The 25,315-nt window shown below is 59.9% G+C and carries 26 protein-coding genes; 2 read left to right on the top strand and 24 right to left on the bottom strand.

From position 1 onward, the window contains the following. Nucleotides 1–409: 409 nt before the first annotated feature. From BLP23_RS18100 to BLP23_RS18065, 8 genes are all read right to left on the bottom strand, one after another. Nucleotides 410–742: a c-type cytochrome gene (locus BLP23_RS18100; RefSeq protein ID WP_233426759.1), complete on the bottom strand. Its 333-nt coding sequence runs from the start codon at nucleotides 740–742 to the stop codon at nucleotides 410–412. Between the two features lie 365 nt (nucleotides 743–1,107). After that, entirely contained in the window at nucleotides 1,108–1,476 is a 369-nt protein-coding gene (locus BLP23_RS18095; protein ID WP_092586251.1) for a hypothetical protein, read from the bottom strand. A 175-nt stretch (nucleotides 1,477–1,651) separates the two neighbouring features. After that, a complete protein-coding gene (locus BLP23_RS18090) occupies nucleotides 1,652–4,297 on the bottom strand; it encodes an ATP-binding protein (protein ID WP_092586250.1) in 2,646 nt (881 codons plus the stop codon). A gap of 557 nt (nucleotides 4,298–4,854) precedes the next feature. Continuing rightward, a complete protein-coding gene (locus tag BLP23_RS34600; protein WP_233426758.1) occupies nucleotides 4,855–5,097 on the bottom strand; it encodes a hypothetical protein in 243 nt (80 codons plus the stop codon). Then, the gene (locus BLP23_RS18080) at nucleotides 5,094–5,360 is read right to left on the bottom strand and encodes a type II toxin-antitoxin system prevent-host-death family antitoxin (RefSeq protein WP_092586488.1); all 267 of its coding nucleotides are present in this window, start codon (nucleotides 5,358–5,360) and stop codon (nucleotides 5,094–5,096) included. Before BLP23_RS18080 ends, BLP23_RS34600 begins: the two co-directional genes overlap by 4 nt. A gap of 566 nt (nucleotides 5,361–5,926) precedes the next feature. Then, nucleotides 5,927–6,250, bottom strand: a complete 324-nt coding sequence (locus tag BLP23_RS18070) for a DUF736 domain-containing protein (RefSeq protein WP_092586249.1) — start codon at nucleotides 6,248–6,250, stop codon at nucleotides 5,927–5,929. A 441-nt stretch (nucleotides 6,251–6,691) separates the two neighbouring features. Next, on the bottom strand, nucleotides 6,692–6,880 hold the full coding sequence (locus BLP23_RS33235; RefSeq protein ID WP_139187083.1) for a hypothetical protein: 189 nt from the start codon (nucleotides 6,878–6,880) through the stop codon (nucleotides 6,692–6,694). Between the two features lie 169 nt (nucleotides 6,881–7,049). Further along, on the bottom strand, nucleotides 7,050–9,230 hold the full coding sequence (locus BLP23_RS18065) for an adenylate/guanylate cyclase domain-containing protein (protein ID WP_233426767.1): 2,181 nt from the start codon (nucleotides 9,228–9,230) through the stop codon (nucleotides 7,050–7,052). Nucleotides 9,231–9,664: 434 nt separating this feature from the next. Here BLP23_RS18065 and BLP23_RS18060 point away from each other — a divergent pair, with 434 nt between their 5' ends. Beyond that, complete coding sequence (locus BLP23_RS18060) at nucleotides 9,665–10,024, top strand: type II toxin-antitoxin system Phd/YefM family antitoxin (RefSeq protein ID WP_324613748.1); 360 nt, start codon at nucleotides 9,665–9,667, stop codon at nucleotides 10,022–10,024. A gap of 79 nt (nucleotides 10,025–10,103) precedes the next feature. On the opposite strand, the gene BLP23_RS18055 is transcribed toward BLP23_RS18060, so the two are convergent. The 6 genes from BLP23_RS18055 to BLP23_RS18025 all read right to left on the bottom strand — a co-directional run bounded on the left by BLP23_RS18055 (nucleotide 10,104) and on the right by BLP23_RS18025 (nucleotide 15,824). Next, entirely contained in the window at nucleotides 10,104–10,313 is a 210-nt protein-coding gene (locus BLP23_RS18055; RefSeq protein ID WP_092586247.1) for a dodecin, read from the bottom strand. 416 nt (nucleotides 10,314–10,729) lie between these two features. Further along, nucleotides 10,730–11,371, bottom strand: a complete 642-nt coding sequence (locus BLP23_RS18050; RefSeq protein WP_092586246.1) for an Isoquinoline 1-oxidoreductase subunit — start codon at nucleotides 11,369–11,371, stop codon at nucleotides 10,730–10,732. Then, nucleotides 11,371–13,524, bottom strand: coding sequence for a xanthine dehydrogenase family protein molybdopterin-binding subunit (locus BLP23_RS18045; RefSeq protein ID WP_092586487.1), 2,154 nt, complete (start codon nucleotides 13,522–13,524; stop codon nucleotides 11,371–11,373). Before BLP23_RS18045 ends, BLP23_RS18050 begins: the two co-directional genes overlap by 1 nt. 5 nt (nucleotides 13,525–13,529) lie before the next feature. After that, on the bottom strand, nucleotides 13,530–13,988 hold the full coding sequence (locus BLP23_RS18040; RefSeq protein ID WP_092586245.1) for a (2Fe-2S)-binding protein: 459 nt from the start codon (nucleotides 13,986–13,988) through the stop codon (nucleotides 13,530–13,532). A gap of 349 nt (nucleotides 13,989–14,337) precedes the next feature. Continuing rightward, entirely contained in the window at nucleotides 14,338–15,561 is a 1,224-nt protein-coding gene (locus BLP23_RS18030; RefSeq protein WP_233426756.1) for a type II toxin-antitoxin system HipA family toxin, read from the bottom strand. A 20-nt stretch (nucleotides 15,562–15,581) separates the two neighbouring features. After that, nucleotides 15,582–15,824, bottom strand: a complete 243-nt coding sequence (locus BLP23_RS18025) for a helix-turn-helix domain-containing protein (RefSeq protein ID WP_092586486.1) — start codon at nucleotides 15,822–15,824, stop codon at nucleotides 15,582–15,584. Nucleotides 15,825–16,165: 341 nt separating this feature from the next. Between BLP23_RS18025 and BLP23_RS33740 the strand changes: the two genes are divergently transcribed. After that, complete coding sequence (locus tag BLP23_RS33740; protein WP_167363925.1) at nucleotides 16,166–16,330, top strand: hypothetical protein; 165 nt, start codon at nucleotides 16,166–16,168, stop codon at nucleotides 16,328–16,330. Nucleotides 16,331–16,396: 66 nt separating this feature from the next. On the opposite strand, the gene BLP23_RS18020 is transcribed toward BLP23_RS33740, so the two are convergent. The 10 genes from BLP23_RS18020 to BLP23_RS17975 form a co-directional block, all read right to left on the bottom strand. Further along, nucleotides 16,397–16,624, bottom strand: a complete 228-nt coding sequence (locus BLP23_RS18020) for an antitoxin (RefSeq protein WP_092586242.1) — start codon at nucleotides 16,622–16,624, stop codon at nucleotides 16,397–16,399. Nucleotides 16,625–16,716: 92 nt separating this feature from the next. After that, nucleotides 16,717–17,760, bottom strand: a complete 1,044-nt coding sequence (gene virB11, locus BLP23_RS18015; RefSeq protein WP_092586241.1) for a P-type DNA transfer ATPase VirB11 — start codon at nucleotides 17,758–17,760, stop codon at nucleotides 16,717–16,719. A 9-nt stretch (nucleotides 17,761–17,769) separates the two neighbouring features. Continuing rightward, nucleotides 17,770–18,942 carry a type IV secretion system protein VirB10 gene (virB10, locus tag BLP23_RS18010; protein ID WP_092586240.1) on the bottom strand — a complete coding sequence of 391 codons (1,173 nt, stop codon included), beginning with the start codon at nucleotides 18,940–18,942 and terminating at the stop codon, nucleotides 17,770–17,772. 9 nt (nucleotides 18,943–18,951) lie between these two features. Continuing rightward, nucleotides 18,952–19,809, bottom strand: a complete 858-nt coding sequence (virB9, locus tag BLP23_RS18005; RefSeq protein ID WP_092586239.1) for a P-type conjugative transfer protein VirB9 — start codon at nucleotides 19,807–19,809, stop codon at nucleotides 18,952–18,954. Further along, the gene (locus BLP23_RS18000; protein WP_092586238.1) at nucleotides 19,806–20,477 is read right to left on the bottom strand and encodes a VirB8 family type IV secretion system protein; all 672 of its coding nucleotides are present in this window, start codon (nucleotides 20,475–20,477) and stop codon (nucleotides 19,806–19,808) included. Before BLP23_RS18000 ends, virB9 begins: the two co-directional genes overlap by 4 nt. 1 nt (nucleotide 20,478) lies before the next feature. Beyond that, nucleotides 20,479–20,742 (bottom strand): hypothetical protein, encoded by a 264-nt coding sequence (locus BLP23_RS17995; protein ID WP_092586237.1) that lies wholly within the window; start codon nucleotides 20,740–20,742, stop codon nucleotides 20,479–20,481. A gap of 38 nt (nucleotides 20,743–20,780) precedes the next feature. Further along, the gene (locus BLP23_RS17990; RefSeq protein ID WP_092586236.1) at nucleotides 20,781–21,713 is read right to left on the bottom strand and encodes a TrbL/VirB6 family protein; all 933 of its coding nucleotides are present in this window, start codon (nucleotides 21,711–21,713) and stop codon (nucleotides 20,781–20,783) included. A gap of 204 nt (nucleotides 21,714–21,917) precedes the next feature. Further along, nucleotides 21,918–22,616 (bottom strand): P-type DNA transfer protein VirB5, encoded by a 699-nt coding sequence (gene virB5 / locus BLP23_RS17985; protein WP_092586485.1) that lies wholly within the window; start codon nucleotides 22,614–22,616, stop codon nucleotides 21,918–21,920. Continuing rightward, a complete protein-coding gene (locus tag BLP23_RS17980; protein ID WP_092586235.1) occupies nucleotides 22,616–24,982 on the bottom strand; it encodes a VirB4 family type IV secretion/conjugal transfer ATPase in 2,367 nt (788 codons plus the stop codon). The genes virB5 and BLP23_RS17980 overlap by 1 nt, the downstream gene beginning before the upstream one ends. Then, nucleotides 24,975–25,313: a VirB3 family type IV secretion system protein gene (locus tag BLP23_RS17975; protein ID WP_092586234.1), complete on the bottom strand. Its 339-nt coding sequence runs from the start codon at nucleotides 25,311–25,313 to the stop codon at nucleotides 24,975–24,977. Before BLP23_RS17975 ends, BLP23_RS17980 begins: the two co-directional genes overlap by 8 nt. Nucleotides 25,314–25,315 lie beyond the last annotated feature (2 nt).

The raw sequence follows: 25,315 nt of genomic DNA, 5'->3' as shown, positions 1-25,315 counted from the left end.
GGTCGGCCAAAATTCACGGTCCTGTGTGGCAACTTCAACCAATGGCAGCGTCTAGGCTTCGAAGGTATAAGCGGGAGGCTTTGATTGCTCGCTCGTATCCCATTGGGCCGGGAACACCGAAGAGACTGAGCTAAACTCGCCCCCGACGCTTCCCCAGGGCGCATAGGCATGCGCCCCGGTTCATCCATGCTTTATATCGTGCCGACGAGATGCTCGATACTCTCGCTGTCCCAGGGCGTCTTAGACGCCGGACAGCGGGTCGCCGGAGGCTGGCGCGCTGCAGGTTGCTTGAGAGATTTCGAGGATCGTCGTGCGCGCAAGTGCCAGCAATGTGCGCGACCGAGCCACCGCTCGGACCCCCAAAAGAAATCGCGCCCGGAAACGGCTTGCCTCGTCCGTTGACGCGATTCTACGGCTCCACTCTTTTGGGCCGCCCGCGGCCGAGAGCGCCGTCAGCACGGGCCTGCAAATAGGCGTAAATGTCGTCGATATAAGGAGCGAAATTGGGATCATTGGCGAACCCTTTCATGATCGAACTCCCGCTCGTGCTCTGGCCGTCGCGAACGACACGCCTGAACGTCTCGATATCGAGCGGCCGGTTGACAAGAGAGGATGCGAAGGTCGAGCCAACTCCATCGGGGCCGTGGCAATGGTTGCAACCGGCATGATAACGCCGGTAACCGTTGTAGGTCCGCGCATCGGCCTTCCCATCGACCACTTTGTAGAACTTGTCGGCGGCCACGGCTTGCTGCGAAGATCGCCCAGAACCCACTGCGACGCCACAGGCGACGACAGCAAATAGTAGCAGGCGCTGCAATGGACGCATCTTCCCTATGCCTCAAAGGCGCTTAGCGGCGCGATCAGCCGCGTTATCCGTCAGCGAGTTGTCCGGACCAATAGCGAGAAGAATCGAGCCCTAACTGTGTCACGAGCGGGCTGCCACAAAGGCCGAGCGAGCTTCCTGTGCCTTAAAAGTCACTTTCTCGCACGTAAAGTTCACTCGGCTCTTTCCCCGACCAGCCCTGCGGGGTTGATGGTCCGCTGGATCGCTCGCCCGGCAAGTCCAGAATGGCCCGCCGGAATCAGGATTTCGGACCGGCCAAAGGGTCACTCCTCTATGGCGCTGGTCGACACGTTATCGATCAGAGTCACGCTGGGCTCCTGCACGAGAAGGACCTCGCCATCACGTAAGATCTCGAAGTCGGCGGACGGCTGGCCGATGGCTCGAGGGACGGAAATCATTAGCCGCTGCCCCGGTGCGAGTGTGGACACGAAGCGGACAGGCTGTGCTTCTTCTCCGGACGCCATGGTCGCAACCACCCGGTAGCCGCCGTCTTTCTCCACCGTGTAATAGACCGCACCATTGAAGCGGTCGAGATGAATACTGTAGCCGTTGTGTGGCGCCAATTCCGAGGCCGAGGCGAAGCCTGTCGTGGCGAGTAAGGCTATTGCAAATGCGGTATAACGTCTGGTCATCGCTATCCCTCCTCCGCGAGCGATCCTGCCTGGGCATTCTCTTCCCATGGCGGCAAGCTCAGCCTATGCGCGAAGCAGCTCGGGCACATCGGTACGCTCACCCAATTTCCCGGCGCCTGGTACCCTAAATTCGCGGCTCAAGTTCGTTTTCGACGGCTTGCAACGCGCCAGCGGCTTACAGGAGCCATGGCTCGCCGCGAAGGCGAAGGAGGACCTCCATACGATTGGCGGCGTTGAATTTGCCGAGCACGGCGGAAACCTGATGCTCGATCGTGCGCGGGGAGCGCGACAAACGCTGGGCGGCTTCCTTGTTGCTCATGCCCGCTGCGATCAAGGCGAGCACTTGTTGTTCGTGCCACGTCAAACCAAGCGGGTGACGGCGGGCCGCCCCATATGGCCCTCTGCGGGTTTTCGGCAACTGGCCCGCAACACCCAAGCGCTGCGCCTGCTTTCGCGCCAGCGCCGCAGCGGGACGCGCCTCCAACGACTCGAAAATCGTGACTGCACGACCCAATGCCGGCCCGGCATCGGCTCCTCGAACCTGCATCATGGCAAGCGCCGCTTCATAGGGAAGCCCCAGGCGATCCCACTCCCTTGCCGCCGCCAGCGTATTGCCGCGGAGCTCGGCGGAACGCGCTAAAGGAATCTGCACTTTCGGCGCGGGGAGCGGTTTGGCCATACCGCATCGCTGCCACCACACTGCGAGTTCGCCGAAGTCCCAGGTACGGAAGTTATCGAGATCCATCCCGACGAGGGCATTTAATTGCTCATGGGCGGCACTGTCGTCTCCGTCAAGCCAGGCCGCTTCGGTCAGCGCCAGGCGGACTGGCACGATTCGTTGGAGCTCGCCGGTGGCCAATCCCTCTTGGAGCGCCTGCTGGAGAAGCGCCAAGCTGCCGGGTTCACCCAGTCGCACGCGCACCGTTCCGAGCACAGTGAGCGCCGGCAGGTGCATCACCATCGGTAGGCGTTCCAGACGCATGACGCCCTGCGCAATGGTCTCAGCTTCGCGAAAACGGCCCTGCTCCATGCGAAGCTGCGCCTGCCGGCCGAGCAGGTATTGCGCCGCTGAATCGAGATCGTGCCTGGTGGCGAACGCGATGCCTTCGGCCAACAGGCGTTCAGCCAGGTCAAAGTCCTTGGACACGGCCGCGCATTCCGCGAAGTTGGTGTAGGCTCGCGCCGCATGATCGTGAAATCCGTGCTCGAGCGCCAGCGCCAGGCTTTCCTCCAGCCGCTCGCGGCCACCCGGACGGTCGGCGAAAAGGAGCGCGGTGCCGACATTGTTCAAAGCGTGGACGCGCGTTTCGATTTCGCCCAGTTGGTCAGCGAGTGAGATCGCGCGCAAGCCCCAATCGATCGCTTCGTCGAAGCGATAATGCAGCATGTGAAGTTGAGAGCGCGTGCTGTAGGCCATCGCGAGCTCCGAGCAAGGCGGCAGCTTTTCCATTTCGCGCACCGCCTGGTCTGCGTAGTCCTCCGCCGGCTGGCCTTCGCCGCGGCGCCAGTGCAGCCGTGACAGCCTGCACAGATTAGGACCGATCTTGTCGGTGCGTCCGAGTTCGCGCCAAATCGCGATAGCACGATGGTGCGCCTCAATCACCGGTTCATAGACGAGCAGGGACAGTCCCGCCTCGTAGGCCCAATCCTCGTAAAGCTGTGCGGCCACCTCCGGTGTGGCTTGCGCGACGTATCTGAGAGCTGTCGCCAAATGTGAAGCCGCCTCCCGGTGAGAGCCTAGGCGCACCGCATGTGCCGCGGCTTGTGGCGCCAGTTCGAGAACGCGCGCCCCATCGTCGGCTCCGGCGGCGTGGTGTACCCGGCGTGAAAGCAGGGCAGACGCATGGGTCGTGGGGAGTTGCGATATCGCCGCCTCCACCTTTGCATGGAGCGACCTCTGAACGCTCGGCGTCAGCCGGTCGAGCGTCGCCTGCCGAGCAAGTTCATGTCTAAACATCACGGCGCCTTGGTCGTCTTGCCGCAACAATCCGCGTGCCACGCATTGGTCCACCAGTGCCCCGGCCTCGACACCGAGCAGAGATCGGATGAGCCACGGTTCCACGCTGCCTGGCACAATGCTGATCACCTCAAGCACTTTGCGTTCACCCGCTGTCAGTCGAGACAGGCGCGTCCAGACCGCATCGCGTATCGAATCTGGCACACGACCTGGCTCCGCCTCGCCGCTTGCCAAGAGTTCGGTGATGAAAAAGGGATTGCCCTCTGTAACGCGATAGAGATCGGTGGCGCAGCGACCCGCCTGCTCTGCCAACACCGTCACCGCTTCGGGAGACAGCGGCTCAAGCGCAATGCGGGTGACCGATGCGGACGGAAGATCGCCGAGGACATGCGTCAGGGGATGATCGGCGCCGATTTCGTCGCTGCGCAGACTGAGCACTAGCACTGCTGGAAGCAAGGAGATGCGGCGACCGAGGTATTTTATCAGGTCGAGCGTCGCGTTGTCGGCCCAGTGGACATCCTCGAAGATGAGTACGATCGCAACACTGGCGTGCTGGAGCACATTCAACAGTGCCGGAAAGAGCCGCTCCGGCGGAGCCGCCTGATCGAGTAGTGCTGCCACACGGGGGTCAAGCAGTTGCCCAATGTCCTGCATGGGTCCGAGCGGGCATGGCGTGAAAAGCGCCTCGCACCAACCCCATAATACCCGGCAGCCTTTGTCGGCATGCACCGCGAACTCGCACAAGAGAGAGGTCTTGCCGATCCCGGCTTCGCCTTCGACCAGCACAGTGCTGCCGTGCCCGGCCGCAGCGCTCCGCATTGCGCTCAGCAAAGTTTCGAGTGGACCCTCTCGATCGAGCAGCATCGCGAACCCCCCTCGTCGAGAGTATAACAAAATTAGATTATTTTGGCACAATGAAGTCTGCGAGTTGAAGGACGTATTTAGCCAATCTCAGGTATAGATTTTCGTTTTTTCTCCGGAACGTTAAGTAATCCTCTTCCGGTTGCTCGCGCATGATGCCCGAAACCGGAGTGCGCGGAGGGCTGAGCAATCCAAATATTGCCGCTCGCGCACCTTCAGGTTGCCGCAAGGGCAGTTACAAAGTCGACGGCACGCGTCAGGGGCAAATTTTGTGCCTAAGAGCGCTCGTTATTGACTGGTTCGGAGGCGGAATATCCTGATGCCGCCGGGTTCCCCCAGGCCGAGGGTGAGCCAGCCCCGCCCCGCTGACGGGGCAAATCCGGGCATCATCTGGACCGGCTGACCTCGTAAACAACTTGCGACGTGCGATGAACTCGCGGAGAAGGGGAAGGAAAGAGGACCTTGCTGAACCGCCCAATGGGTGGTTCGGGCTCAAGGTAAAACGAGCGGCCGACGAGATCGCTGTTGAATTCTTCTAAAATGATCCAGAGCCCGCAAATCTACATTGAGGCCGGCCCGCGTTTCTCGATGGCCGGGATTTCCGCGGCGAAGCGAGCCTTCTCCGGCTGCTTCGTGGTGATCGGGAAAAACACTACCAGATCGCCATCAGGACGGGGGAGCCTCACGCCAACGGCAACCGGCCGATCCTTTCGGCCCTCAGTCTCACCCTTGCCGGCCTCTCTAGCCCAGAGATAGGGATAGCGGATGACCGTCGCGGTCTGTATGTCGTCATAGCTGCTCATCGGCTGGCCTCGTCGGTCTCCGCATAGGCGTCGACCGCGGCCTCGAATTCGTCGAGCAACTCGCGCGGCATGGTTTCAAGCATGCCGACTGAACGGGCATCGGATTGCCGCATCAGGCGTTCGTAATCATCGATGTTGAGAAGCACGAGGCGCGGCTTGTTGCGTTGGGTGATCGTGACTGGATGGCGCAATGCCTCGGCGATGATATCGCCAGATTTCCGGGAAAGATCGCTTGTCGAATAGGAACCACCTGTGCGGGGCATGCTGGTCGCCATAGGTATGTGGTGCCGGCGATTATAGTGTCTTTATGGATAAAAATTCCACCAGATACAGCATTGTTGTAAATGCTGTATCTTATGCGTGTCCGCTTGCGCGGCGAGGCCGATTGGCCGGGATCTCCGTCCCGGTCCGGTTGGGGCGGACCAGATGAGCCGGGAAGCTCAGGTGTGATCCTGGATGATTCCCTCCGGCACGGATCGAAGGCTTTCGCGCGAGTAGTCGTCGAGCAACTTCCGGAGTGTGCCCGACGAGATCGGGATGAAATCATAACCTTTCGCCAGCGCTGCTGCTCGCAGGGCGCAAATGATCTCAAAGGCGCGGAATTCGGTTCCGAGCCAGAGTGCGAGGTCATCGCCGTCTTCATCCGGAAAGCCTGCAGGAAGAAGGTCTGCAGCGGCTGGTCGTAGCCGATGACGGCGTCGGGATCGCTATGGCGGGAGGCGGCTGTCGTGACGGTGATCGTGTAGCGGCTCATGGGGAGGCTCCTCGGATCGGATTGGGGTGCGTTCGCGGGTGGGGCCGGCCCCGTTGCCAGGGCCGGCATTCCCGATCAGGCCGGATTGTTCCAGAGGATGACCTTGCGGTTCGGTTCGCCGCCGGGAGCGGGTGCGAGATTGCCGAAGATCACGCCGATTTCCGGTGCTTCCAGCTTGACGGAGAGGTATTCCTCGCCGGTCTGGCGGGCGATGCGGGCCCACGCGGCGCCGATTTCAAAGCCGGTCTTGCGATGGATGACGCGGTAGTCCGGGGCTTCCTCGCTCGCCTTGTTGACGTTCGGGATGATGGCGATCGGGGCATTGACCCGGATGGTGGCGAAGACGCCTTCGAGGGTGCCGTCGGTCTTCTGCGTCAGGGTTGCGATCGTGGTGGCCATGGTATGTCTCCTTCGGTTGCTCGGGACCATTCCCGATGGCGCCCGAAGAAGGGGCCGAGCCGCAGGCGTCACCGGAGCGCAAGCGCAGGGGAACCCCTTGCGGGTTGACGCTGATGGCGGCCGGCCCCTTAAAAGGCGGCATAACAAACGCGAATGGTCCTCGATGCGGCCGATGGGCGAGACGTCCATCTGTGGCCATCCGATTTGTCCCGCCTGCAGACCGCCCGCGTCCATGATACACGGCACCGTCCGGATCAACGCCTCGTCGTCCATCCTCGCTCACAGGCGAGCCTGGCATGCCTCATCGCCAGATTTCAGTGCCTCACGGCGGTATCGCTGCGCCGCCTCGCCACCCGACCACAGGGACGTATTCGCTCGATGCCAGCCTGGCGCGGCAATCGGCGGCAATCGGCGGGAACCCCGCGCTGACCAATCCCAGTCTCAGCCAAGGGTCTCGCCAAGTTTCAACAGGGCGCGGAAGCTCCACCCGGCTCCGACCACGCGGGACAGACCAGCCTCCATCGTCGCGCGCAGGCGCTTGCCAATATCGAGGACACCATCGCCGAATTCTGTCTGGGCGCGGCAGGCTGCACATCCATCACGGCTGTCAGCCGATCCGCCGCCACTCATTCAGCAAAGTCGTTGGAAGATCGTCGGTCGCGCGATTGATGACTGCGAAACGACCCATCGGCTTCTCCGCGATCGTCGTGCACAAGCTCTATTACCGGGCGTATAGGAGCGCAATCTCGCGGAGTTAGGCTGCACCTGCCACCGAAATGTACTTCAGTCAGACCGCAGCTCACTTCACCATCGAGAATTCGAACCTGTCCCACTGAAGAATCAACCGATACTCGTTCTTTTGGGCGAACGTGCCGTCGCGATTGCGGACGATGACGCCGCAGAAACGCCACCGCGTCGGGTAGATGGAACAGAGCATATCGCCCTCGATTTTGCTACTCCCCTGATCGGACCATTCGCCGACGGTGATCACTGTCGTGCCGTCTGGTGCCGTCACTCGCCGATATGCCTCGCCTGTCTCGATATTGCGCCCCTGGATTTCGTGACCGAAGAGCAGAGCCCTTATCGCGTCGCCGTCGAGGCGATCTTCCGGCTTCGGGCTGAAACCCTCGGGCAGTTCCGGCACGCCTGCCTTGCGCATACCCACCAGCACTCTTTCCAGGTCGACGTAATTCTTGAACGGGAATTCGACCGCAGCCATCAGCCCTGTATATTCAGGTTCCTGCGCTTGGGCCAGGTAGGGCTTCAACCTCTCACGGGCGGCGGCAGCATCTGCGTGTCGATCCAGTTGCCCATAGGCGGAGATGAGCAACATCAGGCCCTGATAATTGGACCAAAAGTCCCAATAGGAGGTTTCCTTCAATTCCGGAGCAATCTTTTCGAAGGCGACGACAGCCTCCTCGAAGCGGTCCATCGAGAAGTAGGCGAGCCCGGCAAGCAAGTAGCGCCAGCGTGACCAAGCGGGGTCCACACGTGTTGCGGCATCGAGATAGCCGAGACCGTCCTCGGCCCTGCCGTTAAAAATCATGGCCATACTCAGCCACTCGTAGTTGGAAGGGTCGCTCGCGTCGAGCGCTATGGCCCGCTCCGCGGCGGCGATCGCCTCATCGGACCTTTGCATCTGGTTCAGCTTTGCTGTGAGGAGTCTGTAATACGCCGGAGAGGGATTCTTGGCGGCCTGCGTGAAGTAGGCGTCTGCCTTGCTGCGGGCTTCATCCTGCGTAAGCCCCAACACTTTCGACCGTGCCTCGGTCCAATGTGCTTCCCGATACATCCAGGCGAGTGCCGCCGCAGCATTGCCAAATGCGCGATCAAGCGCCAGAGCCCGCTCATAGTACTTTACGGCTTCCACCCAGTCCTCCGGCCTTTCCCTCAGTTCCAGTTCGCGACCACGCAAATATGCCTCGTATGCGGCAAGGTTATTTGTTCCACCAGCAATCGATGCAACTTGATGGCTCGTGACCAGGCGAAGTTTGAGGGCGGTTGCGATCTCCCCAACCATCTTGTCCTGAAGCTCGAACACGTCACTCCATGCCCCGTCGAGCCGCTCCGCCCACACGTTGCCACTGGTCGTCGAGTCTATGAGTTTCGCATTGATGCGCATTTCGGCCCCAGCACGACGTACGCTGCCCTCCAGGATGTATCGAACGCCCAATTGGGTCGAAACTTCTGATGGCAGGCTGGCCCTGTTTTTAAAGGTGAATGCAGCATTGCGCGAAATGACGAACAGGCCGGGAATGCGTGCCAGCTCCGTTGTCAAATCCTCGGTGATGCCGTCGGCAAGGTAGCCTTGCTCCTTGTCGTCGCTGAGGTTGTCGAAAGGCAACACGACGAGCGACGGCCGGGTGTCGACAGCAGCAACGGAGGCATCATCCTCCGCCTGCCAAGGCTGCCACCATGCCAATCCCGCCAATAGAAAGACAGCGATACCCATGGCGGCTGCGAAAATAGCCCGGGCTCGCGGGGTCCTCGTTGCGCCGATGGTGCTGCGTTCCACTGCGGGGTCAAGCAACACGCGATAGACCCGGATAGGCTCGGCGATGTTCTTGACCATCCGCTCGCCCAGCGCAAGGTAACCGACCGTAAGCTTCGATCTCACCTGGTCATAGGTGGTTCCGGATATTGCGATGCCGCCGGGTTCCGCGAGCACCTGCATGCGGTGGGCGATGTTGACACCGTCGCCGTGAATGTCTTCGCCTTCGACGATGATGTCGCCGAGATTGACGCCAATGCGGAAAACCATCCTCTGTTCGGGCGGAAGTGCTGCGTTGCGCTCGGCTTTCTCGCGTTGAAGTTCCACCGCGCAGTGCACGGCATCCACCACGCTGTGGAACTCGATGAGCACGCCGTCGCCCATGGTCTTTACCAGGCGGCCGTGATGCGCGGCGATCTTCGGCTCGAAGAGTTGGTGCAGGTCGGCGTGGAAGCGGACACGCGTTCCCTCTTCGTCGACCTCGCTCATTCGGCTGTAGCCGACGACATCCGCAATCAGGACTGCTGCTAGACGGCGCTCCATACAGATCTTCCTGGGAGTGAGCCTCAACGACATCTTACAGCACGTCACGTTTGCGTGCCATTATCCTCGCTTGAAGTGGACGGCGGGGATTTTGCGGGAAAATCACGTTTCTGTAGCAATTTCGACCTCACACAACGATTTTTTGGGTCAAGCGCGGTACGGCGCGGAAAGTCGCGCGTCCCTCACCGCCAGGAGGACGCTGATCGGACGTTACGACGTGATCGCCGGACAGGCGAAGCCCGCCGCCTGATCGTTGCTACGAGTTCAACCATGTGGCGGGAGTGCGGGTCGCCAACTGCGAGGAAATTCAACCAACATGGCAGGTGGTTGAATTTCTTTCTTGAATTTGTCACGGGTCAATCTCAAAAAAAAGGCCACAAATGACCCTTTTCAGGGTACACGTAGTGTCAACAGTTAGCCTAAAGGACGCAAAGGCGTCGTTCTCTCATATGATTGATCAAGCTGCCGCTGGCGAGTTTGTAACAATCACGCGCCACGGTCGCGCCGCCGCCGTCCTCGTCAGCGTAGGAGCCGCAGAGACTGCAGGGAAGGCACTCCGGAAGGATAGGCCTAGCCTGGTCCGGTACCTGAAGCCCTTTCCGGCCGATCTCGATATTGACGACGATATTTTCGCCCGCAACCCGGCCCCTCCCGCGAGGTCGATCTGTGAGCTTTCTTCTCGATATCAACGCCATTTCACTGATCTAAGAGACAGTAGAAGTCTTTTGAAATCTTGCTGATTGAAAAATGCTCACAAAGCCAATCGTACCGCTCAGGCTCCTTGTGCTCTCCCATTTGAAACCGGCGACCGTCGGCGCATCAGTCGTCGATGCGAAACCCGACCTTCATGACCACCTGGTAGTGGGCCACCGCACCATTCTTGATGTGTCCGCGGATTTGATCGACTTCGAACCATTCGAGGTTCCTCATCGTCTTTGAGGCCCGCGAAATCGCCGTCTCGATCGCCTCCGTGACAGAGGTCTTCGAACTTCCGATCAGTTCGACCTTCTTGTAAACGTGGTCGTTCATGCCATCCTCCCACTCGAATTGAAATCTCTCTAACACTGCTTTCAAGCTTGCTACCAAACACAGACGATCCGGGAACCGGCGCCTTTTGTCAAACGGCCCGGGATCTGAGCGCTTCCGGAATTGGGCAAGGCCGAATGCCTCAAGGCCGACCCGCTTCAAAGCAAAACCCCAGTGAAACCAAGTGTTCGATGAGCGCATCCGGATCGCTCGCGACCTTCGTCTCGCAGATCTGTATTGCCGATGGAGAAATGCCGCCGTTGCCAATTCGGCAGAACGGAGCAGCTGGACGAACCACATCAGAGTTAGGCCCGTGGGGGGATACAAGGTCCGTGAACCGCCGTTAAAATTCTGGGGTTACCTTGGCAAATGCCACAACGGTGGCGGTACGCCAACGGCTGTCTGCAGAGTGCCATTGCTCAATCTGGACATTCGGCCCCAGTCTCGACCCAGGCGGCGACAAGCGCGGCAAAGGTTTCCTGCGAGCCTGGAGGGGCACTGCGTCCTTCCCCCGGATGCCAGGCCCAGCCGACCAGATGGTCTTCGCCCATATGGCGTATGAGGTCGGCATGCGAACGATTGCCGTTCCGGCTTGTATCTTTTACCTGCCGGCATATGTCACCCACCGTCAGCCCTTGCCATGCCATGCTGGCCGGGGCCAATGACCAGTGTGCGTTGCCCGGGATGGATTTCATGCGGCTGCCTACGATCGGACGATTCTCCGCGCCGTGGCAGGTGCTGCAGACAAGCCCAGCCGGACCCAGCGAGCTTTGGCTGGCATTGATCAACGGCACATGCTGATGCATGTCTTCTCCCTGCGTCGGGCTGCGCGTTGCCGGATGGCAGTTTATGCAGCGCGGATGCGTCATGACGCGGCTGGCTTCTTCGAAGATCGCTTTTGAGCGCTCGCTGGTCTCCGTTATCGCATCGAAATGGGAGACGGTCTTCAGCGCTCCACCATCCGATGTTTGGGCATAACCAAATGGTCCTATGCCGGCAACGCTACCGATCGTAGCGAGAACTGCGGCGAGCGGGATAGCGAGAAACCGCTTGGCCATCATCACACTCTCCGCAATTCGTTCTGATCGATCGGCAGCGATCGCAGCCGCTTGCCGGTTGCCGCAAAGATCGCATTGAAGAGCGAGGGTGCAACACCGGGTGTGCCAACCTCCCCTATGCCGCCTGGTGCCTCGGAACTGGGCACGATATGCACCTCGATCTTCGGCGTCTCGTGTATTCGCAGAACGGGAGAATCGTCGAAGTTGCCCTCCACTACGGCACCGTTCTGGACCGTGATGCGTCCGTAGAGTGCAGCGCTTAGACCGTAGATGATGCCGCTCTGTATCTGGGCTTCTACCGTGTCTGGATTGATGATCTGGCCACAGTCGACAGCGCAGATGATGCGGTCCGTCTTGAGCTTGCCATCCTCCCCTACGCTTACTTCGGAGATCATCGCGGCAAAGCTTCCGAAATCCTCCAAAAGGGCGATACCCCTTCCCTTGCCTTCGGGGAGAATGGTCGACCAGTCCGCCTTCTCCGCCGCTAGGTCGAGGACACCAAGGAGGCGCGGCTTATGCTGAAGCAGCCGCCTGCGGTAGTCGAGCGGGTCGATGCCCGCGGCGTGAGCCAGTTCGTCGATGCCGCCTTCGATTGCCGGGACGTTGCGCGTGGCGCCGACGCCGCGCCAGTTGCCGGTCAACATCCCGTCCGGAGCCTCGTGGCGCACGAAGTCCGTATATTTGTTCGGGATCGCATAGGGAGTCTCCGCACCAACCATGATGTCGAGGTCTATGCCATCCCGCGTGAAGGCCGGTAGCCAACGCGCCATCACGGATGGGCCGATGACGCGATGCCGCCAGGAAACGGGCATGCCATCGGCACCCAGCGTCGCGGTGATCTTACTGTAATTTAGATAGCGGTAGCAGTCGTGGCGGATGTCTTCCTCGCGGCTCCAGGTGACCTTAACCGGGCCATCCACCTGCTTTGCGATCTTCGCCGCCAGAATGACGCCGTCGACATCGAGCCTCCGGCCGAAACCGCCACCGAGAAGGTGGTTGTGCACGACGACCTTATCCAACGGGAGGCCTGTGACGTCAGCAACCACTTGTCTTGCCCGGCCCAGCACCTGCGTGCCGACCCATACGTCGCAGCTATCGTTGCGGACGTGAACCGTGCAATTCATCGGCTCCATCGCCGAATGCGTGAGGATCGGTAGGCGGTAGACGAATTCAAGAGCGGGCTTGTGTTGGGATTCCGCCTTTGCGACATCACCTTCGTTTATGTGGGGCAAGGCGTTGCCGCCGATCGCGTCCTCCGCGCGCTTCTCGAGATCGGCCAGCGAGAGAGCACCATCGGCGCCCTGCTCCCACTCAATGGAAAGTGCTGCAAGCCCCTTGCGTGCGGCACCAGTATTGTCGGCCACGACGGCGACTGCGTCCTCGATCCGGACGACCTGTCGGACCCCCTTGACCGCCATTGCCGGTCCATCCTTGACCGATCGCAGTTTCCCGCCGAAGTGGGGACAGATCGCTATCGCCGCATAGGACACGCCTTCCGGGCGGGCGTCGATACCGAACTTTGCCGTGCCGTTGACCTTCTCGGGGCTGTCGAGACGCCGGATGGACTGGCCGATCACTTTGAAGCTGGACGCAGATTTTAGCGGAACTTCCTGCGGAACGGGCTCTGACGCTGCAGCCTGTATCAGGCTCCCGTAGTCGGCACGGCGGCCGCTTGCAGCGTGAACGACATGCCCGGCCTCGGCCTTGCACGTATCGACTGCGACGTTCCAACCATGCGCAGCAGCGTTTACCAGCATGATCCGGGCCGTGGCACCTGCCTTGCGCATCTGCTCGTAAACAGCGCGGATGGCAAGGGAGCCGCCGGTGATCTGGTCACCTAGCAAAGGATTTGCATAACGTGCAGGATCAGCAGGTGCATGCTCCAGCGTGATCTGATCGAGGCGGACTTCCAGCTCTTCGGCCAGCAGCATTGCCACCGAGGTGTAGATTCCTTGCCCCATCTCCACGGAGGGCATGATGAAAACAATCTTGCCTTCCGCAGGGATGCGAATGAAGGCATTTGCTTCAAACGCCTCTACAGCAGCGCATGACGGCGACGGCCGAAGGCCGATGACCAGGCCGGCTCCGCTCAGCGATGCGCCGATCAGAAAATGCCGACGCGAAACAGCAAGGTTAACTTTGTCGTGGATGGACATCCGCATCACCTCGCCTTGGCAGCCAGTTTGATCGCCGCCCGAATGCGCGGATAGGTGCCGCATCGACAGATATTTCCGGCCATGACGGCATCGATATCGTCGTCGGTAGGCGACGGATTGGCCGCAAGTAGCGCGGTGGCGGACATGATTTGTCCAGACTGACAGTAACCACATTGGACGACATCGATGTCCAGCCAGGCCCTTTGTACCCGAGCGCCTTCGTCAGTCTCGCCAATCGCCTCGATCGTGGTGATGGGCTTGGCGGCCGCTTCGGCGACCGGCATCACACACGACCGCACGGGCACACCATCGACATGCACCGTGCAGGCTCCGCACATAGCGATGCCGCAGCCGAATTTCGTTCCAGTGAGACCTATGGTGTCGCGCAGCACCCACAAAAGTGGAATATCGCCATCCACATCGACGGCGTAGTTCTTACCATTGACTGAAAGATCGTAGGACATATGAACGTCGGCTGGAAGCCGCCCCTCAACGAACATACAGCGGCAGCTAAATTAGCTGAAAGCGCGAAAAGCCGCAAGTTGTAATCTGGTGATACCAGCATGCAGAAACCAAGTGACGATCGACCGCTCCTGGCGCGCGACCTTGCGCGAAGCGCCTCGATCTCGCCGCCAGCGCTCGAACGCAAGCCAGCGCCGATGTTCAGCCGAGGCAATATCATAAATATTTTGCTTCTCGCCGAGCCTGCCCTGATCAGCAGGCTCATTGCACAGCGTGTTGGTTTCCGCGAGCGTGTAGGATGGAAAACACGAAGTTGTCTCACTCCCCATGGGGGCGGAGCATCTCAGCGGGTCATCTATTGTTTAGGATCCGATCAAGTTCGTTCGTCCGGGACTTGGATAGCCCCGCCTGTTCGGCGAATTGTGGCCAGCGTTCAATAGCTGTCCGGACCTCATCGATGACATGCTTGGCGTCACGCTCAGGGATCGACGCTGCTCTAGCGACGGCCAGCATGTGCTGCACGCCTGGATTTCTTCCCTCGCCCGCAATTTCAGCGCTGTGCTCTCCGCCAGGCCCGTCGGAGAAGGTAAGGTCGTACGCGGGAGAGAGCCTCCATCGCCCGTCTGCCCTCATGAGGAAGGCGTGGTTCTTCGCGTGGTCGTCACGATTCCGAGCATACACGTTGAAGACCATATGCCGAAACATCCGGAGGACCTCGGAACTGTCACGCGTCATCATGAACGTCAGCTTATGGAGATGTTCGTAGTTCAACGATGCCTGGCGATGGTTGGCATTCAAGATGCCGCTGGCGGTATGCATGTGCTGCCGGCCGGCAGGCGTACGATCAAATCGTTTCGTTGCGAAGAGACGGTTACCCTTCTTTGTGTTGAATACCCGCGTCTCGGCCATTTCCAGGTCGGCGGCGCGCGCCATCAAAGCATATGCCTGCTCCTCGACGCCGATGTCGATTGGGTCGCCAACGCTTCGCGCCTTCACCATCCATCGGTCGAAACCGCGTTGCATGTCCTGGCCGTAGTCGATAACGAACGCGGTGTTGGCCGGGTTAAATCCTATCATGATTTTTGGACGCGCACCCGCAGAGCCGCCCTGAGCGCCCTGCAGCGTATCGAGGTCGGCAGTATCCATCTCCGCCTGGACCAACTCGACCTGCTCGACGAACCAATCCCAGTCCATGTTATCGACAAGTTTCTTCTCGTCGGGTAGCTCGGGAATGTACGCCAGCGCTCCCATTCCATTCTTCCCCACCGCCGAGAGGCGATCCAGTGGAGTGAGCAGGTGATAGTCGATACCGGCCCTCTGAAGACGGCGATCGAGCAGGAGTCGTCCCCATCCGTCGGGTAGACTGTCGTTAAACAATCCATGGAGGCCGTCGAACGGATCGCGCGGCGCCGCGTGGAGGCCCGGATTTGCTTTCAAATTGAAGGGGGACACCAGCAAAGGCGGCGCGGCAAGGAATTCTGCCGAGTATTCGAAATAGGCCCGACGTTCGTCGCTGCTCCACGCGAGAGTTCCTAGATTTCTCTGCCCGCCCTCGATATCGAGAATGACACTCATTTTTCGGATCGGCGTGAATCTCATTTTTTTCGCACCCTTTTCCTGACGGGACGGCCAACGACGTCGTCAATCGTCTTCGGCGGCCGAGGCGGAAACAAGTGCTCGAACTCAGCCTCGGCTTCTAGGACAAACGCAATCTTCACAATAGCTTCTAGCGAAATCTTTCCTGTCTCCTCGAACAGTCTTAAAGATCCATAGGAAACGCCAGCCCTTACCGCGAGCTCTCTCTGCGTGAGGCCGGCGTCAATACGTCGACGCTTCATTCTTTCTGAAAGGCCCCTTATTACCTCGGTGGGAGAGGTCAAATTAAATGTGAACATAATAGCATATATCTCAAGTTTTACACTTAAATGCTAATATAATAGCACTTATACCGGGTTTCAATGTCTCGATTTGATCGCACTGATCGACCTTTTCGGACACCTCTGGTATGTCCGCCGCATGTTCACGCGAGTACGCCAACGCTGACCTTGGCGCTCGCTGCCTCGGGCGATCCGTCGTAGCCTCCACACCTTTTCTGACGACTTTCACAACGGCTACGCCGCTTCAAACCGAAATGACCTGATTAGAGTGCTATTTATGGTGCCAATATCAGGGAGTTTAAATGCCGCACAGAATCCTCGCCGAGAGAACGGCAAGCGTTTCGGACCTGAAGAAGAACCCAATGGGCACAGTCGCCGCCGGCGAAGGTTTCGATGCGTATGCACTGGACGATGACCTCGATGGCGATCTCCATCAGTCATATGTATCAGAAGCGACGACGGACTAGGGCTGGCGCAAGGCGGAATTTAGTGGTGGCGTTGCATATATCGTACGGCATCTAACTCGGGATCTCTCAGCCGTCGAAGGGATCGCGATCCTGCGGCGTCTGGTTCCGGTCGAGCGGCCCCATGAAGCCGGAAGGGACGACTTCCTTGTCATGGAGCTCAAGCAAACCGTCCCAAGAACCTGGCTTGCGCGAGGGTCGCACGAACGCTTCCTTTCCTTGGAAGCGGAACTCCATGGGAAGGCTGACGTCCTGGCTGTGGCCGGTTTTGAAACGCTTTGTGGACCTGATTCTCATAGAACCTCCGTTTCGTCGATATGAATGTTCTATTTTGCCTCACGCAGAGCGCAGATCAGCAGGCACCTTGCTACAGCGTCTTGGCTTTGCACTCAAGTTCGAGGCGCGCATCCTGGGAGCCGAGGCATGCCGGCGGTGGTCTCTTGCGCGTCCCGGTAATAAACCTCGCTCACCCGAAACCGTCCATCGATGCGTTTGCACTGGACGATGACGTCGATGGCGATCATCAACAGCTCACGGATATCATGCCTGTCGAGGTCGCTGCCGCCTTCCGATTCCTTGACCAGCAATGTCAGCTGTTCGAAGGCGAGCTGCGCGGAGTTGGCATGGACTGTCGTGATTGAACCTGGGTGCCCCGAATTGACATTGCGGATGTAATAGAATGCCGTTCCGTCTCGCAGTTCCTGCAGCAGAATTCGGTCCGGCCGCATGCGCAGGCAAGATTCCAGCAGGTCCTTGGCGCCGATCTTCGCCAGGCCCTGACCTCCCTTGGAATAAAAGAGACGAACGTGGTTCGATTGCGGGATGACCAGCTCGGGCGTGTCCTCGATCGAAATGATCCGCTCGCTTGACGGAATATGACGTATCAGCGCCTTCGACAAGGTCGTTTTGCCGGAGCCCGTTGCGCCGGAAATGATGATGTTTTTTCTCGCCTGAACCGCTTCGCGCAGAAACGCCTTGTAGGCCCTGTTCCTGTATAACTCCAAAAGCTTGCGGCCCGACGCGTCACCGTCTCTTTCGGCCATCACGCCATCGTCGAACAGGCCGCCGTCATCGAGATCGTCAAGGCTTAGCGAAACGGACGACGGCTTTCGGATCGTAACGCTGACCGTTCCCTTCGTCGTTGCCGGTGGGATCACGATCTGGATCCGCTCATCGTCTGGCAGGGCGGCCGACAGGATCGGCCGTGTTTCATCGATCGCTTGATTGGAATAGCTTGCGACAGCGCGTGCGAGACGCATCAGCTTGTCGAACGATAGATCTGGCAGATCGTGGGTCTGCCATCCGCCCGTCCCCTCGGTCACCACCTGACCCGGCCAGTTGACGATGATCTCGTAAAGCGACATGTCGCGCAGAAAGGCGGAGATTGGCGCAAGAAGCTCGCGCACGACACCGCAATCGGCTTCTTCCCTCATCGGCGTACCTTATTTGGTGACCAGTGTTGAAGCCGGGCTGAAATCCCCGAGAACGGCGCGATCATAGATCCTGTTGCGAGGCTCCGTGACGCGAAGCCGGTAAACGTGAGAGAAATCAAGATCCCGCGCCACGAAGATCAAGACCAGTTCGCCCTGGTGTTTCAGAAGCGTCGGCGGGATATTGATCGACTGTTCCACCGCGATCGCCGCGGCCTGCTGGCCGGCGCTCGTGGTATTCTGCGCTTCGACATTGCCTTCCTGCAGCCGGCTGCTCGCGTAGGAGGTCGCATCGCCGACGATCGACAGCAGGATCGCACTGCCGAAGCGCTCCCACCAATGGGTGTCGACATTGCCGTCCATGCCGGCACGTCCGAGAGTATCGGTCGCAGGCGACGCGAGCGTAATGATCACGCCCTTCGGCGTCTTGGCACGGCTCCACAGAACAAACAGCCGTTTCTGACCGCGGCGAAGACCGCCGCGATATTCGCCAACGATCTGGGTACCCTTCTCCATCAGCACGACGCGACCATTGTCCGACAGCACATCGCGGTTGATAACGCAGCTTGCAAAGCCTGGCTGGTCCGAGGAAAGCGCTGTTTCGAGTACGCAAGGAATGGACGTTCCCATAGCGACGACGAAATCGCGATTTCCAAGCATGCCGGCGCGCGAGCCCTGCAATTGCGTCGGCGTCAGCATCCTGTTGAACCGCTGGTCTTCGTTTTCTGCCTGCGAACCAAGATTGCCGGGACTGGCGTCGAACGGAAAGTCGTCCGATGGAGCATCCGAACTCTGGTTCTGCCGGTCGGCAACCGGCGCCTTATCGCCGCCATAAGCGATCACCGGCGCGCGGCGGGCAGCGTCAAGGAGCTTATCCTCCTCGGCCGGCGCCTGCTCGGCTACCACAGGCGTTGGCAGTTGCACCTCCGTCGGCGTCACGACTGGCTGAACCGGTTCCCTGGCGGGCTCGAAATCCGACGTCTGGCGGATGACGACGCGCTCGGGGTGGGTTCCTTCTGGCGGCTTGTTCTGACCGCGCATCGACCAGAGCGCAAAAGCAACGAAGGCAACGATCGCAACGGCAACCGCGCCGCGTTTGACGATCGGGCCGTTGTCGAGCGGGCGCCGCCCGACCGATGTTTCCGCGCGCTCTCCAGGGATCGGTGTGTTGTCTTCCGCAGCCATGACACTTTCCTATTGCGCGATAGCGGTTTGCGTCTTGACGACACGCTCGACGGACGGTGACGTCGTGTTGGTCTCAGGGTTGATGCCGACACGATCGTAGGCCTCGTTGAACACGCACAGCACATCCCCTCCCCGGCGCAGAGTGAACTTGCGGCTGATGGCATGCACCAGCACCAGGTTGCCGTCGACGGATTTTGGAACCAGGCTCTCGGTGCCGTCGGAGTTTTCCATGTAGATCGCCGGCATTTCCTGATTGCCGGGAAAGGCGAAAGTGGTGACTTTGCCGTTGTCATAGACGGCCTTTGGTTCGAGCGACACGGAACCTTGCGCCGAATAGCGCCAGTTTCGCGGCCCATAGACCTCGTGGAGTGCGAGCACCTGGTCCGCCCGACCGGCCTCAGCAGCCTGAGCACGGGCGGCCGCCTCCTGACGGCGGCGGTCCGCCTCATCGGCCGGGTAGCGGAACTTCACGTAAAAATAGGTGTTCTGTCCGGCTTCGACCGTTCCGTCCCGCACCGTCAGTTCCATCTGATAGCTGCGGGCCGATCCGTCACGCCTGGCCGTCACAACCGAGATATTGGTCACCGGCTGATGTTCCCGCGGCTTCAGGAACAAGATGTTGCCGGCCGGCGCCACCTCCCATGCAACGCTATTGCCAAGCGCGACATGGGCAATCTCCTCGTCGGCGGCAAACTCGATCTGCACCGACGACCGCAACGTTCCGACGATCCGTGTGATGTTGTAGGGCTGATAATCGACGAAGCGGATACGGCTGTCCTTTGATGCGCCGCGGGGAATTTCCAGGCCAACCGCCGTCGACGAAAGACCAAAGCTCAGAACAGAGGCGATCAGTAATATCTGTTTCAATCGACGGCCTCCGGATCGGCGCGATATTCGCTGACGGCAAAGCCCAGGGGATTGACCAGCCGGTCGGTTGAGGACATCGGCGCATTCACATAGGAAAAGGTGAGCGTTGCGACCCAGTGCGTGGTGCGCACGTCGTCTCCGCGGGTGTTCGTGCGCATGTAGCGCACGGAGGCCACGTTGGCATTGATCAGGGAGATTGAAACAACGCTGATGCGCGCCGTCGCGCTGCGGCCGTAGATATTCTGCGGAGATTGCGGATTGCTGCCGCGGTAGACAGTCGCAAAACGCGTCTGCTCCGGTTGTGTGGAGAGCAAGGCAACGATCCGGAAATTCTCCTCGGTCTCGCTCCAGACATAGCCTTCTCTTGCGCGAACATACTTGGCGGCGAAATACTTGGTGACGGCCTCATCATAGCTCCCGGCGGCCGACGTCAATGCCGAGACCACGTCGACGATGCCGGTGGAGTTGTCGACGCGAACCACGAAGGGCTCGACCGTTTTCAACGGGGTGAGCCCGGCAATGGCGAAGACGGAGACGACGGCCACGATGCCGGCACAACCAGCGACGAACCAGGCGATGCGGGCGGAACGCTCCACCTGGATCAACCGATCCTGATCGAACCGGCGCGCCTTGTCGAAGTAGCTCTTCAGATTTTCCGGCGTCACCATGTCACTTGCCCTTGCACGGACGGTAAGAACCTTGAACATCGAAAAGCGCAAAGGCGACTGGCGTGGCCTGTTCCTCCGCGTAGGAGGCGGCATGGCTTGCCGGGACGGACTGAGGCTGCTTCAGCATGCCGTCGTCCTCCCGTTGCCACATGGACCGGTTCAGCGGCCGGCGGAGGTAACCGTCACATTTGGGAAGCGGGTGCGTCATCGAGCTGCAGGCGGGAAGTGCCCCGGCGACGAGAAACAATGAAACGATGCGAAGCATTCGCAAACAACCTGTCCGTTTCTTGAGGAGAGTGGCCGTCACTTTTCCCCTCCCGATCTGAGGCGGCGCGAAACCGGGCGGGCTCCTCGCCCGAGCGCTCTTGCCGAATGCGAGGCTGCCCAGGCAATCGTGCTTTCGTGAGCGTCGCGAGCAGCGCCGTAGCCGTAAGTCAAGGATGCCCCGCCTGCGGCGAGAGCCGAGGCAATACCGGGGAGCTGATAGAAGACGTAAAGCGCTGCAAGGCAGATGGCGCAGAGCGCGATCGGGCGCATCAGCACGTCGGAATAGCTTTCGATCGCTGTGAAGGTCGTGTCGACGCAGGTGATCAACAACGAACCGATCGCAACGACCAGGACCTGGAGGATGACGAAATTGGCAAGCTGCGCAATCCAGGACTCAGTGAAGCGGCGAGTGGGCTGGAACATTGCAAGCGCAATGAAGATCGGGCCAATCGCAAGCACGATGGCAAGGGCCAGCCGCGCATAGAGGGAAACGATGTAACCGATCGCCGCGACAATAAAGCTCGCGCCAATGACCATCATCCCGCCGATACCGGTGACGATGTCGACCGGCCAGGACGCACGGGCCCAGATTTCCTGGGCGCCCTTCTGACCCTTGTCGAGAAGGCTGTCGAACGTAGAGGCGCTCGGCGCGGTGCCCGAGCTCAGCGCCTCGGAAATCTCTTTGGGCAGCGCCTCGAAGAACAGACCGGTGACATAGGTCTGGTACTCGCTGGCATTCCTTACCAGCATGACGATGATTGCAAGCTTCATTGCCCGAAACGCAAACTCAAGGATGGGCTCCTGGACGGAACCGCGCAGCACAAGATAGCCGTAAAGCACGACGTAAAGCGTCAGCGCCGCGGTGAGCGGGCCACTCACCCAGGCGGCGATGTTTGCGGTGCCCGACGAAATGAACGCCTCCAGGGGCGACTTGAACTGCCCGTCGACGAAACTGAAGACCTGATACATCTCTTAGCCTCCTGATGACTTGCGAATCCGAAGAAGCTGCAGCCCCGCATCCGCCGTCTCCTGTAGTGTTGCGCGTGTCAGCATGTCTGGCCGGATTGTTGCAGCACCCGGCCATGACGTTGGCGAGCAAGGCCTCATCACCTTCATCCGCCTGCCCGGCGCAAACCGGCTGGGCGGCGGCGATCACTGCAGGAAGGGCATGTTTCATTTGAGCGCCGCTCCCATTGCGTCCATGCGCTTGCGCCAATCCTCCGCCTTTCGCTGGTCATCGACCTGCACCTGCGCCCGCTGGACCATCTCCAAACCCTGCATGCGCAGAAGATCGGTTTGAAGAAACGCCGTTTCGGCCTGCAGCCGTGCCTGAAGATCGGCGACGTCCTTGGCATTGGCGGCGCTGGAAATCTGCTGGCGCAGCTGATCGATGCCCTCGATGCGCTTGGTGGCTGCATCATAGATCTGTTGGCCAAGGCTCATCTGACCTGCATTCTGCTTCTGGACGCGCGACAATTCCTGGGCGTAGAAATCATTGGCGTCGGTGCGATAGTTCGAGTTGCTCTCAAGGAATTTCGAAGCGGAATTGCCGAAGACACCGGTACCCGACCCCTTGAACAGGCCCTCGACAGCACTGAAATCGCGTGGCAGCGCCTTACGGATCGAAGGGTCGTTCAGCAGGCTTGCGACATCTGCCATGTTGGTGATCTTGTTCAACGACCCATAAAGCTGTTCGGCTTGCTGGAGCTGCTGGTTCAAGGTGTCGAGCTGAGACTTCAGCTGTGTGATGCTCTCGATCTGCTTTACAACCGCCGTCCGGTCGATGACGGGAATGCCCTGTGCGGATGCCATTGCGGCCGACAGCAAGGCAGCTGCCGCCATAAGAGCAAACCCTGCTTTCTTTCTTTGCATCATCCCGCTCTCCTTCTTTGCCGGAATACCGCCAGCCAGTCCTCTGGCCGGTCACCGACGTCTGCCCTGATCGCCTCGGCGAGTTCCACGTTGGCGGTGCGGCCGGAAAGTATGTCGAGTTCGTCATCGAAGCCTTTGAGGTTGAGTTCTGCGACGACGCTGTTGTGTCCCTGCTTGACGATGAAGCGGCGGCTTTCGACCGACAGTTCGCGAGCGACGAGCTCGAACTCCCGTTCGGTGAGTTTGAAACCATCGACGTAGTCGGCACGATCGCCACGCGGATTGGGAAGGAAGATCTGCGTCGGGCACTGCTCGATGATCGTGTGGGCGATCGGCGAGACAATGGCATCGCGCGGGCTTTGGGTCGCAAACAGCATGAGCCCGTTCTGTTTGCGGATCGTCTTGAGCTTGTTTTCGGCGAGGTCGCGAAAACCCTCGTCCTGCAAGGCCTTCCAGAATTCATCGATCACGATGATGATGCGGCGCCCGTCGATCAGCTGCTCGATGCGGAAGAAGAGATAGGCCATCAACGGTGTGCGGATTTCCTCGTTGTCGAGGAAATCTGTCATGTCGTATCCGATGAATTTGGCGTCGATCCCGATCTCGTCGGCCTCGTTGTCGAATACCCAGCCAAGCGGCGCTCCCCTTTCCCAGCGCCGCAAGCGGGAGGCGATGCCCTCCGGTTCGGTATTGTTGAGGAAAGTGCGCAAGGCGCCGATGGAACGCCGTTCGAGGGGCAGGTCCGCCAGGCCGTCGATGGCCAAGGCGATGTCGCGCAGCTCCGTGACCGTCAGCTCGCGTTTCGCCGATCCGACGAGCTTGCCGATCCACCGTGTGAGAAACACCTTGTTTTCCGCAGTCAGCTCAAGTGCCTTCAGCGGCGCGCAGCCGGTGGCAACGCCATTCCTCACCGGCAGGTAAGCACCACCCGCCGCCCGGACGAAAAGGTCCGACCCACGATCCTTGTCGAAAAAGACCATATGGGGATCGTGCTTTTCGAGTTGGGAGAGCATGAAGTTCAAGAGTACGGTCTTGCCGGCGCCGGAGGGACCGCAGATGAAGGTGTTGCCAAGGTCGCGGTGGTGGAAGTTGAAGTAGAAGGGCGAGCCGGATGCGGTCTTCAGCAGGGCAACGGCTGGTCCCCATTCATTTCCGTCCTTCTGCCCGGTCGGATAGGAATGGAAAGGCGAAAGTGCTGCAAAATTCCGGGATGTGATGGCGCCAGATCGCGCGCGGTAGCGAAAGTTGCCGGGCAGTTGTGCCCACCAGGCCGCTTCAAGCCCGAGATCCTCGCGCGCGACGACCGCGCCGCCATTGGTAAGGTGCGAGCGCGCCTCCGCCAGATCGTCAGTGAGCGCTTTGACCGAAGAAGCGAAGACTGAAAGAGTAAGGTGATGCTCGCCGAGCACGAAGCGGTTGGATTCGAGATCGTCCATCGCAGCGTCGAGTTCTTCGACCTGGGACGCCGCCTTGTCGCCGGCGCTGACCATCTGGTTCTGCTTGCGCCCCATGATGATGCGCGCATCCGATTTCGAGGTGAAGGCGAAGGATTGTGCGAGGATAAGCTCGAACGGGACCGTCAGGATGCCGTCGAGCATGCCGCTGCGGGTCGTTGACGGATACTCCTTGAACCCGAACATCCCGGCATAGCGGTTTTCGGCCTCGTGACGGATTTCGATGGTCTCGCGGCCGAAAATCACCCGATCGGAATAGATCGCCGATGAAATCCTTCCTTCAGTCAACGGAATTGGCTCGCGCCGGCCACCTACGATTTGGTGGAGGACTTCGCTCGGCTCGGAAAACAGTATGCCGTTCTGCTCGTAAAGGGACAGCACGCGAGGCTCGAAGCGTTTCAGGCCCGCGGTGATGTCGGATAGCTTGCTGCGCAGGTGCTTCAGCGCAGTTTCGTCGAGCTCGACATTGGTTCGGCGGGCTCTGCGCAGCCGGGAAAGAAGGCTCACGGCCCTTTCGGCGGGATCGCGTGCGGGATGCCAGACCAATGAAAGATAGAGATCGTTGCGAAATAGATCCTCGCCAATCATGCGCGCGCGGTATCTTGAATTCAGCGCATTTGAGAAAGGACTGGCAAATTGTCCTTCCGGATAGCCGTTGTCGCGACGGCGAATGACATGTGTCCAAAGTGCGAGGCGCTCATCGGCGATATTCCGGTAGAGCGTGTTGAGGTTGCGGTGCAGGCTGTTGAGGTCGACGACGTCGGCTGTTTCAAAGGAGACGCCTTCGAGCACGATCATCACCATCAGCGCTCTGGTACCGAGCCCGATCGTCGTCTCGTCGATATGGCGCAAATAGGGAATAAAGGTCTCCGGCCCGAGTTCGCGGGATCGAAGCGTTGCGTTTCTAGGCAAGGCTTAGGTCCCTTTCGTCATAGTGTCTGGTGAGCCTGAGCGGCGAGAGCGTGGCCCCGCCCCAATAGGACGTGTTGCGCGATCGACCGCGGGTCTCCATCCAGGAAAACAGGATCCGGAACATGTTATGGTCGTGCTTGACGAGCGTGCGGGACATGAAATGTGAGACGACGCCGACCAGCGCATAGGCAATCGATCCCGCCGTGATGTAGAGGATCGTCGTCAGCATGATGTTCAAGCCCACCGCCTCCATCGTCACACCGGCAATCATCGCCGGCCGGGTGCAGGCCAGGAACAGGGTGTCTTCTTCGATGTCGGGAGCTGTCGCCATGT

The organism is Rhizobium mongolense subsp. loessense (assembly GCF_900099775.1).
Taxonomy (GTDB): Bacteria; Pseudomonadota; Alphaproteobacteria; order Rhizobiales; family Rhizobiaceae; genus Rhizobium; species Rhizobium loessense.
Note: the sequence above shows the minus strand (reverse complement) of the source record. Positions and strands in the feature narration are given on the sequence as shown.

Coding starts and splice junctions, on each gene's coding strand:
- BLP23_RS18095 (WP_092586251.1), bottom strand. CDS start 1,476: ATGACCAGACGTTATACCGCATTTGCAATAGCCTTACTCGCCACGACA.
- BLP23_RS18090 (WP_092586250.1), bottom strand. CDS start 4,297: ATGCTGCTCGATCGAGAGGGTCCACTCGAAACTTTGCTGAGCGCAATG.
- BLP23_RS34600 (WP_233426758.1), bottom strand. CDS start 5,097: ATGAGCAGCTATGACGACATACAGACCGCGACGGTCATCCGCTATCCC.
- BLP23_RS18080 (WP_092586488.1), bottom strand. CDS start 5,360: ATGCCCCGCACAGGTGGTTCCTATTCGACAAGCGATCTTTCCCGGAAA.
- BLP23_RS18070 (WP_092586249.1), bottom strand. CDS start 6,250: ATGGCCACCACGATCGCAACCCTGACGCAGAAGACCGACGGCACCCTC.
- BLP23_RS33235 (WP_139187083.1), bottom strand. CDS start 6,880: ATGAGTGGCGGCGGATCGGCTGACAGCCGTGATGGATGTGCAGCCTGC.
- BLP23_RS18065 (WP_233426767.1), bottom strand. CDS start 9,230: ATGAGCGAGGTCGACGAAGAGGGAACGCGTGTCCGCTTCCACGCCGAC.
- BLP23_RS18060 (WP_324613748.1), top strand. CDS start 9,665: ATGACCCTTTTCAGGGTACACGTAGTGTCAACAGTTAGCCTAAAGGAC.
- BLP23_RS18055 (WP_092586247.1), bottom strand. CDS start 10,313: ATGAACGACCACGTTTACAAGAAGGTCGAACTGATCGGAAGTTCGAAG.
- BLP23_RS18050 (WP_092586246.1), bottom strand. CDS start 11,371: ATGATGGCCAAGCGGTTTCTCGCTATCCCGCTCGCCGCAGTTCTCGCT.
- BLP23_RS18045 (WP_092586487.1), bottom strand. CDS start 13,524: ATGTCCATCCACGACAAAGTTAACCTTGCTGTTTCGCGTCGGCATTTT.
- BLP23_RS18040 (WP_092586245.1), bottom strand. CDS start 13,988: ATGTCCTACGATCTTTCAGTCAATGGTAAGAACTACGCCGTCGATGTG.
- BLP23_RS18030 (WP_233426756.1), bottom strand. CDS start 15,561: ATGAGTGTCATTCTCGATATCGAGGGCGGGCAGAGAAATCTAGGAACT.
- BLP23_RS18025 (WP_092586486.1), bottom strand. CDS start 15,824: ATGAAGCGTCGACGTATTGACGCCGGCCTCACGCAGAGAGAGCTCGCG.
- BLP23_RS33740 (WP_167363925.1), top strand. CDS start 16,166: ATGCCGCACAGAATCCTCGCCGAGAGAACGGCAAGCGTTTCGGACCTG.
- BLP23_RS18020 (WP_092586242.1), bottom strand. CDS start 16,624: ATGAGAATCAGGTCCACAAAGCGTTTCAAAACCGGCCACAGCCAGGAC.
- virB11 (WP_092586241.1), bottom strand. CDS start 17,760: ATGAGGGAAGAAGCCGATTGCGGTGTCGTGCGCGAGCTTCTTGCGCCA.
- virB10 (WP_092586240.1), bottom strand. CDS start 18,942: ATGGCTGCGGAAGACAACACACCGATCCCTGGAGAGCGCGCGGAAACA.
- BLP23_RS18000 (WP_092586238.1), bottom strand. CDS start 20,477: ATGGTGACGCCGGAAAATCTGAAGAGCTACTTCGACAAGGCGCGCCGG.
- BLP23_RS17995 (WP_092586237.1), bottom strand. CDS start 20,742: ATGCTTCGCATCGTTTCATTGTTTCTCGTCGCCGGGGCACTTCCCGCC.
- BLP23_RS17990 (WP_092586236.1), bottom strand. CDS start 21,713: ATGTATCAGGTCTTCAGTTTCGTCGACGGGCAGTTCAAGTCGCCCCTG.
- virB5 (WP_092586485.1), bottom strand. CDS start 22,616: ATGCAAAGAAAGAAAGCAGGGTTTGCTCTTATGGCGGCAGCTGCCTTG.
- BLP23_RS17975 (WP_092586234.1), bottom strand. CDS start 25,313: ATGGCGACAGCTCCCGACATCGAAGAAGACACCCTGTTCCTGGCCTGC.